The organism is Antrihabitans spumae, assembly GCF_043944905.1.
GTDB lineage: Bacteria > Actinomycetota > Actinomycetes > Mycobacteriales > Mycobacteriaceae > Antrihabitans > Antrihabitans spumae.
In genome coordinates, this window is the sequence record NZ_JBIMSN010000142.1 from 1 (window position 1) to 8,448 (window position 8,448).

Consider the following 8,448-nt stretch of genomic DNA (forward strand, 5'->3'; position numbering starts at 1 on the left):
CCCGAAACAGCTCCGTCACGAAACCGTTCCCGCCGATCCACCCCCATTAGTCTTTTCGGTGGGCCCGCCCACCGAAAAGACTCACGAGGCGCGGAGCGCCCTAGTCGAACAGGCCGCTCTCCAGGGCATGCAGCACGGCCCGGGTGCGGTCCCGCACACCGAGTTTGAGCAGAACGCTCGACATGTGGTTCTTCACGGTGCCCTCGGCAAGATGCAGGCCCTTGGCGATCTCGCGGTTCGACCAGCCCGCAGCGGCCAGCCGCAGGACGTCCAGTTCGCGCGGGGTCAGCGGCTCGGGAGTCACTGCTCCGCCGATGTTGAAGCTGCGGTCGGTCATGGCGCGCAGCAGCCGCTCGGTAACAGCGGGTTGCAGCAGTGTGCCGCCCGCGGCCAGACAGCGGACGCCGCTGACGAGTTGCTCCAGCGTCACGTCTTTGAGCAGGTAGCCCTTCGCGCCCGCGCGTAGCGACGCGAGCACCAGTTCGTCGTCGTCGAAGGTCGTCAACACCAGCACCGGCGTCGTATGCCCACGCTCGGCCATCGCGTGCAAGGTTGCGATGCCGTCGCGGCCGGGCATCCGCAGGTCGAGCAGCACGACGTCGACGTCGACACGGGCCAATAGTTCCAACGCCTCGTCGCCGTCGGCACCCTCGCCCACGACGTCGACCTCGTCGGTCAGCGCAAGCAAGCTGCGAATACCCTGCCGGACCAACGTCTGGTCGTCGACAAGGAGCACCCGGATGGCCGCGGTCATTCGAGCACTCGAGGCAGTCGGCCTTCGATGGCGAAGCCGTTGCCCGGACTCGACGACACGTTCAGGGTCCCGCCGAGCGCTTCGATCCGCTCTCGCATGCCCGTCAGCCCGTGTCCGGGGACCACGCGAGGGATGCCGCGGCCGTCGTCGACGGCATGCACGAACGTGCCCGTCTCGTCGGAACCGACCGTGACATCGAGGCGGGTCGCACCGCCATGACGCAGGGTGTTGGTGATCGCCTCCTGCGTGCACCGCACGATGGCCTGCGCGTGCTCACCCTCCACCTGCACGGACGCGTCGACCTGCACCGACACGTCGAGTCCAGGAACGTTCTGCGAGAGTTCGGCCAACATCGGACGCAAGTCCTCGGGTCCCTGGCGCATCTGCGCGACCGCCGCCCGAACATCCTCCAGAAGTTGCTTCGCGATCGAGCGCCCACGGACGACGTGCTCGCTCGCGCGGTCCTCGACGAGATGCGAGGCGACCTCCAGCTCGAGCGCAAGCGCCGTCAACTGATGTCCGACGACGTCGTGCAGATCGCGCGCGATACGCATCCGCTCGGCATCCCGGCTCGCGGTCTCCAACAACGCCATGGTCGATCGCAGTTCGGCGTGTGTCTCGGCCAACTCGTGGCGCGCCTCGGTCTCGCGGCGGGCGGCGTGGACAACGAGAGCGCCGAAGGCCTGAAAGCCGGGATAGACGAACGCCCCAGCGACCACGTCCGCGATCGGCCAGCCGATCATGGTGATGGCTACGACGGCCGCAACGGACTGCAGCACGATCACCCCGATCACGGCGCGAGTCGAGGCATGCCGCGCAACGGTGGCCGCCGAGACCACGAGGAGCGCAGCGGTCAATCCGTGGTCCGGGTAGAGCAGGAACGTGCCGAGCGCCAGCGCGACAAGCGCAGTGAGCCAGACGGCCGACGGCAGCCGAGCAGGCGGCCGAACCAGTCCCGTCGCGATCAATTGCACGACGAGCAGGACGGCGTAGGACACCCACCACCACACCGGTAGGGCAGGCCCGGGGAGGTCGGTCAGCACCGCCTCCAGCAGCACGACGATGCCCGCCACCAAGGTGCAGGACAGCAGCGCGTACGCCGTTCGGCGCCCGGCCTTCGGTTCCCTCATCGTTCGATCATAGAAATCCACCCGAATCGCCGCGGGTGCCGGAAGTAACGGACTGCAGCAGTGACCGCAGGCACGTACGCCGACCACACCCGCGCGCCTAGCGTCCTGGAGAACCCACACGCAAGGAGCACACATGAAACTCACCGTCCATACCTTCGTCAGCCTGGATGGCGTCATCCAGGGACCTGGCGCCCCCGAAGAGGACCCGAGCGACGGCTTCACCCGAGGCGGTTGGTTGGTGCCGTTCGGTCCAGAACACTGGGGTAGGGTCGTCGACTCGTGGTTCGCACGTCTCGACGCGTTTCTATTGGGCCGCAAGACTTTCGAGCTGATGCGCAGCTACTGGCCGGACGTGACCGACCCGGACGACGCGGTGGCAGCCGTCTATCGCACCCACCCGAAGTACGTTCTCAGCAGCACGCTGACCGATCCCGGTTGGGCGGGGTCGACGGTCCTGTCCGGCGACCTCTTGACGGAGGTCGGGCGGCTCAAGGAGCAGTCCGGCGGCGAGCTGCAGGTCCACGGCAGTGCCACCCTGATCCGATCGCTGCACGAAGCCGGCTTGGTCGACACCTATCGGATGCTGCAGTTCCCGGTGGTCGTCGGCCAAGGCAAGCGCCTGTTCACCCACCCGGGTGCCGCCGCCGGCCTCGAGATCTCGTCCGCGGAGACACTTCCGGGCGGCATCGTGGCGTTGGAGGCCGAGGTGGTTCGCCGCGGCGAACCAGAGGTCGGGGCATTCGCTCTCTCCTCCGACGGACGTGAGGTGATCCGATGAGCAAGCTCGTGAGCAGCTACGCGGTCTTGATGACGGCCGACGTGGTTGCGGCCGCACGCTTCTACCGCGAAAACTTCGGCTACGAGCCGACATTCGAGGCCGACTGGTACGTCAGCCTCGCCCGGGGTCAACACGAATTGGCTCTTCTCGACCCCGACCACCCGACGATCCCCGAGGCGTACCGCGGTCGGACCGCGGCTGGCGTGTTACTCAATCTCGAGGTCGACGACGTCGACGATGTCCACTTCGAACTCTCGGGACGGCCCGGTATCGAGATCGTGTTGAACCTGCGTGACGAAGACTTCGGTCAGCGTCACTTCATCGTTGCGGGACCGGACGGAGTACTCATCGACGTGATCACGCCCATTCCGCCCGTCGGCGATTTCGCCGACCAGTTCGTCGGCTGACAGATCCAACTGCGCCAGGCGTCCCGAACCTCAGTCAGGTCGGGACGGCCTGGCGCAGAGCGCTTTCGGTGACGCTGCCCGGTGCGCAGTGGAACACGATCATGACCTGATCCTCGTCCTCGACGGAGCGAAGGACTGTGTCGCACAGGTCGAGCCTGCCGAGCGTCGGATGGTTCAAAGTGGTTCCACCGAGCGGTCGTTCGCGGGTCGGGTGGCTCGACCAGAGCTCGGCGAAGCGGGGACTCCTCCGGGTGAGGTCCGCGACGACCGCAGTGATCTCGGGGTCGGTCGGCCTGCGGGAGGCCGCCGCCCGCAGCCGCCCCACGATATCCTCGGTGACGAGCGGCCAGTCGGCGTAGAGGGTGCGGCTCTCGTCGTCGAGTAGCAGGACCCGAGCCCAGTTCAGGCCGACCTCGGACCACGGTTCATCGAAGGCACGGTGCGGGGCGAACACCCGGTGCGCCAGCCGATTCCACGAGAGCACACGCATGCTCCGCCCCAGCACGCCGACCGGGACGCCGTCGAGGTGGCGCACCACCGCCGCCAGACTCGGTAGCAACGTCTCCGGTCGACCCGGCTGCGGGTGGTCCGGGCTCACCTGCGCAAGTCGGTAGATCTGAGCCTGCTCTTCGTCGGTCAATCTCAGGGCCGCGGCGACCGAGCGCAGAACGCCCGACGACACAGTGCCTGCGGTCCCCTGCTCGATCCGCGTGTAGTACGACGCGCTGACGCCGGCTAGGAAGGCAACCTCCTCGCGACGCAATCCCGGCACTCGACGCCTGCCGTAGGTCGGGACGTCGACCTCGTCGGGTTGGCGCAGGTTGCGCCGCGAGCGGAGGAATTCTCCGAGCGCGATGTCGCCTGCAGATGAACCCATCGCGCCACTGTGCCACGGCTCCCCCACCCTCTGGGAAGTGCCAGAAGGCATGGGAGCCGTGGGAACACATATCAGCGCGTGCGGTACTGCTGGACCGCGAGGACTCCGACGACACCGGCTTGCGCCACCACCCAGACCGTCCCGAGTGCGGTGAGCCCAAGGCCACCACCGACCGCGACGGCGAGGGAGGCGAGCACCCACACAGCGTTGACAGCGATGATCACCCGCACACCGAAGCGTGGGGTTGCCGTGGGCGCAGCCACCAGCGCAACCAGGGCAGCGAACGCCAGGAGGAAGCCGCCGATAGCCCGCACGTCCGAGGTCTGCGAGCCCATCAGGTCCACGATCACAGGTGCGGCGGCCAAGTAGATCAGGGCGTTGGCACCGGTGATCGCCGCGTCGGCAGCGACCCAGAAGCGGACCGACCCCATGTCGATGCGGGAATCGGAACGGTCCGCGACGCTTGTCACTTGCCTGCTCCGGCCGCCGGATCGAAGAATCCGGTGACGCGGGTCAGCCGACCGTCGTCGCCGACCAACCCGTAGTCGACACCGGTGAGCGCTGCGTCGCCGTCCGGCCCGACCAGGCGCCACGGAAAGCGAAACGCATCGTGATGGGCGTCGATCTCCCCCGACCGCACGAAGCGGTGATCGGGGTAGTGCTGCTGCAGTGCCTGGATCAGGGCATCGATCCCGGCGTGCCCTCTGCCGTCGAGCGGCGGGTCGACGAGCGCCGCGTCGGGCGCCCAGCAGCGCACGAGGATCTCCTCGCGCTCGACCGAGTCCACCTCGTTCCAGCCGCTCAGATAGTCGTCGACCAGGCGGGTCACGTCCTCGACCGCCAGGTCGTTTGTCGTGGTCGTCATTGTTCTTCCTCTCGATGTCGGCCCTCGACTGGGGGCGCGACTTCAGCTTGGAAGAACCTCGACGGGGTAACCACGCCCAGTTGTGCCTACCCCTGCCAGGGGTAGGCAGCTTCGCTGCTCGTGCGTCCTTTCGGAGGGCCCGACCTCCGAAAGGACTCACGAGTCGTCGAGACCGACCCTTCGCCAGAGCCAGCGATAACGCGGCGTCACAAGGCCCATGTCGTCGCACAGCCTGCGAACGCGGCGAATCGATGCGATCGTTTCCGCGCGATGCGCGGGATTCTTGTCGTACGCCTCCACGATGACCGAGCGAGGGATGTCGTATGCCTTGATCAGCTGCGGCGAGGGCTTCATCATCTTCTGCGCCATGATCGCGAGGATGATCGGTGCGCCGATTGCAAGGGGTGACCGGCCGAACCAACTCAGGCCAGCCACGCTGGTCCGCAGATAGCTGTTCGCAAAAGACACATGACGCGCTTCCTCCGTCACGTGAATTCGCATCACTCTTTCGAACAGTGGATGCAAGTCGCCGCCGCTGCGCAACGCTTTCCGCTGCAGGTAGTCGACGGGTTCTTCTCCGCCTAGAACGAAGATGAACAACATCGGCGGAAACACCCGACCGAGTGCTTTGATGAATCGTGCTCCGAAACGGTCCGACGGCGTCAGCCCGGCTGCGTCGAAGCCACTCCGGTTGACGAACTCCTGGAACATCAACGAGTGCTGTGCCTCTTCGATGACCTCGTGATAGGCGTACCGAAACTCAGGCGCCCCGTTCGGCAGTGTGCCTGCGAACTCCAGAAGTCCCTGCTTGAGCACTCGCTCGAACTCCAACCCGAGCTTCATCGCCGACGCGATGGAGTCGAGCCCGAACCGCGCCTTCGTCTCTGGCGACAGCGCGCGATACCAGTCCGTCTCCGTTATCGGGTCATACGACGGCAGCTCCCAGCGTGGATCTGCGGGATCTATCACGAACTCGGTTGCATCCCAGTCGATATCGCCGTAGGCGTCGAAATGATGGGTCACCGAGAGAGCGCTCAGCCTGGCTAACAGCTTCGTGTACTTCTCACGATCTGCATCGGCAACGTCGTCGTGCGCGGGGGTCTCGATCGGAGCACTCATAACAATCTCCCTGTCAAGCAATGGTTTTGGTGATGTGAAGTTGCGGATCGCCGTAAAGCTGGCCACCCGCAACATGTTCGGCGATCATCAACTGTTCGCTACGCCGAGCGCCTCGCAGCCTCAACGACCGCCGCGAGTGGGCGTCGAGGACAGCGCGCAGTGTCGGCTGTTCTGCCGCCAACTCGTCCCAGGCTGCCTGCGCCGATGCGCCGGCCTCCACGGCGAAGTCGAGCTTGACGGCCAGGTGTGTGCTCCAACGATGTTGCAGCGCAAGCAGAACTCCGCCCGTACCGCCGAACAAGCGCTCCACGTCACCGAGACCGTCGAGCCGCAAGCCGTACCCCGGTTCACGCCGGGCTCGCTCCAGCACCGTTTCGAGAATCAACGTGCGTGCGTGCACATCCGACCAAGTCATCGTCCCCACCTTCCGTATCGAAACTGACACTTCGAAACGCTACGGAGAAAATGCCGTCGCCTCGCCGTGCCCGAGTCGGGACCTTCTCTCCTACCCAGGTAGGACGCCCGGACCGCTCCTGGAACGATGCGAAGCGAACGCACTCGGCTCTAGGCTGATCAAATGCGCGTGACAGACCGACTGTCGACTACTCTCGCCGCCCGCGGCTTCGACTATCCGCGGCAATACGTGTGGCTTGTCCCGCTGGTGTTGTGTGGCACCGTCCTCGGCGTGCTGATTCAGCGCAACGCGTTTTCTCCTCCCGGCATCGTCGCGTTGGCGGGGTCGGCTGTGGTTGCAGAATGTGTGCTCTCGATCCTCGTCGGCTGGAACTCCCATCTTGCCTTCGTGACCATCAATGTCGTTGCCGCCTACATATTCATGCGGCACCCGGTCGACATGGACTTGACTCCTGTCCTGCTCATCACGATGACCATCGCGGTGGCAGCGACGGCGTCGGCGCGCGCAAGCCTCCTTGCGACGGCAGCCGCCGTCGCCACGCTCGCTCTATCGCACTTCGCCAATCATCAGGTTCGAAATCTCTACATCGCCGGCGTGCTGTTCGCCTGGCTCGCGGGCTACATGATGCTCACGCAACTTCGCCTACTACAACAAGAGCGCGTAACCCAGGCGAGCCGCTCCGCCGAAGCGGCCGGAGACGAGCGCAGGCGCATCGCCCGCGAGGTGCACGACGTCGTCGCGCACTCGTTGAGCATCACGCTCCTGCATCTGACGGGAGCACGCAGAGCGCTTCAGGAGGACCGCGACATCGACGACGCGATCGACGCACTCGCTGACGCGGAGCGGATCGGCCGGCAGGCAATGAACGACATCCGCCGGACCGTCGGCTTGCTCGACACTGGCCCGTCGACCATTGCACCCGAGCCGAACATCGGCGATATCACCGACTTGGTCGCCGATTTCCAGCGAGCTGGGCTACCCGTCGCGTACGCCTGCGCCGGCAACACTGAACTTGTCACTGCAGCAACAGGTCTCGGCCTCTACCGCATCGCGCAGGAGTCGCTCGCGAACGTCGCCAAACATTCTCCCGGATCGCGTACCGACGTCGCCGTGACGATCTCGCCCGTTGCGGTCGAATTGTCGATCGGCAACCATCCATGCGCGACAAGCGAATCCGCGGGTGGCTCCGGTCTCGACGGCATGCGCCGTCGAGCCCAACTGCTCGGTGGGACGCTGACAGCGGGGCCGGACGGGTCCGGCTGGCTGGTGCACTCTGTGCTGCCATTGCGGCTGGGCGAAAGCGACTGCCCCCTCGGCCTCGTCGGCCCGCAGTGACCGGCGTAGAGATCAAGGTGCTCCTCGTCGACGACCAAGAGCTTGTGCGCTCGGGGCTGCGGCGAATCCTCCGCCGCAAGGACGGGTTCGTGATCGTGGCCGAATGCGCTGACGGAGAGGAAGTTCCGGAGGCTGTTCGGACGTCGGCGCCCGATGTCGTCGTCATGGATCTGCGGATGAAGCGGGTCGACGGTATCGAGGCGACGCGGCTGTTGCAGGCCGCGGCCGAACCTCCACCTGTCCTGGTGTTGACCACCTTCGACGACGACCGACTCCTGTCGGGAGCCCTACGCGCTGGAGCAGCCGGGTTCGTTCTCAAGGACTCGGCTGCCGAGGATCTGATCCGCGCGGTCCGCACGGTGGCAAGCGGAGATTCCTATCTCGACTCCGCGGTGACGGCGCGAGTCCTGACGACCTACCGAGCCTCGACACCGGTTGCGACCTACCGAGCTGACGTAGGCAACGACCTCACCGCCCGCGAACTCGACGTACTGACACTCATCGGACGTGGTCGTAGCAACACCGAAATAGCAAGGGAACTGGGGATTTCCGGGGTGACGGTGAAGAGTCATGTCGGACACATCTTCTTCAAGCTCGGACTTCGAGACCGAGCCGCAGCGATCGTCTACGCATTCGATCGTGGCATCGTCACCCCTGGCGAGGCGTAGGCGGCTTCGCCGCTCGTGCGTCCTTTCGGAGGGCCCGACCTCCGAAAAGACTAATGGGGGTGGATCGGCGGGAACGGTTTCGTGACGGAGCTGTTTCGGG

At 65.7% G+C, this 8,448-nt stretch carries 11 protein-coding genes; 4 read left to right on the top strand and 7 right to left on the bottom strand.

Features of this window, described 5'->3' with window-relative positions; translation table 11 throughout:
* Positions 1-100 precede the first annotated feature (100 nt).
* Both ACHIRB_RS27635 and ACHIRB_RS27640 read right to left on the bottom strand, forming a co-directional pair.
* Positions 101-754 (bottom strand): response regulator, encoded by a 654-nt coding sequence (locus ACHIRB_RS27635; protein WP_395126640.1) that lies wholly within the window; start codon positions 752-754, stop codon positions 101-103.
* The gene (locus ACHIRB_RS27640; protein WP_395126639.1) at positions 751-1,884 is read right to left on the bottom strand and encodes a sensor histidine kinase; all 1,134 of its coding nucleotides are present in this window, start codon (positions 1,882-1,884) and stop codon (positions 751-753) included. The genes ACHIRB_RS27635 and ACHIRB_RS27640 overlap by 4 nt, the downstream gene beginning before the upstream one ends.
* A gap of 133 nt (positions 1,885-2,017) precedes the next feature.
* On the opposite strand from ACHIRB_RS27640, the gene ACHIRB_RS27645 reads away from it, so the two are divergent.
* Together ACHIRB_RS27645 and ACHIRB_RS27650 are read left to right on the top strand one after the other, a co-directional pair.
* Entirely contained in the window at positions 2,018-2,662 is a 645-nt protein-coding gene (locus ACHIRB_RS27645; protein WP_395126638.1) for a dihydrofolate reductase family protein, read from the top strand.
* Positions 2,659-3,069: a VOC family protein gene (locus tag ACHIRB_RS27650; RefSeq protein WP_395117181.1), complete on the top strand. Its 411-nt coding sequence runs from the start codon at positions 2,659-2,661 to the stop codon at positions 3,067-3,069. Before ACHIRB_RS27645 ends, ACHIRB_RS27650 begins: the two co-directional genes overlap by 4 nt.
* A 34-nt stretch (positions 3,070-3,103) precedes the next feature.
* Here the strand turns inward: ACHIRB_RS27650 and ACHIRB_RS27655 are convergent, their stop codons facing one another.
* From ACHIRB_RS27655 to ACHIRB_RS27675, 5 genes are all read right to left on the bottom strand, one after another.
* Positions 3,104-3,946 carry a helix-turn-helix domain-containing protein gene (locus tag ACHIRB_RS27655; RefSeq protein WP_395117179.1) on the bottom strand — a complete coding sequence of 281 codons (843 nt, stop codon included), beginning with the start codon at positions 3,944-3,946 and terminating at the stop codon, positions 3,104-3,106.
* 71 nt (positions 3,947-4,017) lie between these two features.
* Positions 4,018-4,416: a hypothetical protein gene (locus tag ACHIRB_RS27660; RefSeq protein WP_395126637.1), complete on the bottom strand. Its 399-nt coding sequence runs from the start codon at positions 4,414-4,416 to the stop codon at positions 4,018-4,020.
* Positions 4,413-4,811: a nuclear transport factor 2-like protein gene (locus ACHIRB_RS27665; RefSeq protein ID WP_395117175.1), complete on the bottom strand. Its 399-nt coding sequence runs from the start codon at positions 4,809-4,811 to the stop codon at positions 4,413-4,415. The genes ACHIRB_RS27660 and ACHIRB_RS27665 overlap by 4 nt, the downstream gene beginning before the upstream one ends.
* Before the next feature lie 156 nt (positions 4,812-4,967).
* A complete protein-coding gene (locus tag ACHIRB_RS27670; protein WP_395117173.1) occupies positions 4,968-5,930 on the bottom strand; it encodes an AurF N-oxygenase family protein in 963 nt (320 codons plus the stop codon).
* 13 nt (positions 5,931-5,943) lie between these two features.
* Positions 5,944-6,345: a hypothetical protein gene (locus tag ACHIRB_RS27675; protein WP_395117171.1), complete on the bottom strand. Its 402-nt coding sequence runs from the start codon at positions 6,343-6,345 to the stop codon at positions 5,944-5,946.
* Positions 6,346-6,507: 162 nt separating this feature from the next.
* Here ACHIRB_RS27675 and ACHIRB_RS27680 point away from each other — a divergent pair, with 162 nt between their 5' ends.
* On the top strand, positions 6,508-7,680 hold the full coding sequence (locus tag ACHIRB_RS27680) for a sensor histidine kinase (RefSeq protein ID WP_395117169.1): 1,173 nt from the start codon (positions 6,508-6,510) through the stop codon (positions 7,678-7,680).
* Positions 7,681-7,697: 17 nt separating this feature from the next.
* A complete protein-coding gene (locus ACHIRB_RS27685) occupies positions 7,698-8,348 on the top strand; it encodes a response regulator transcription factor (protein WP_395117241.1) in 651 nt (216 codons plus the stop codon).
* The last annotated feature ends 100 nt before the right edge of the window (positions 8,349-8,448 follow it).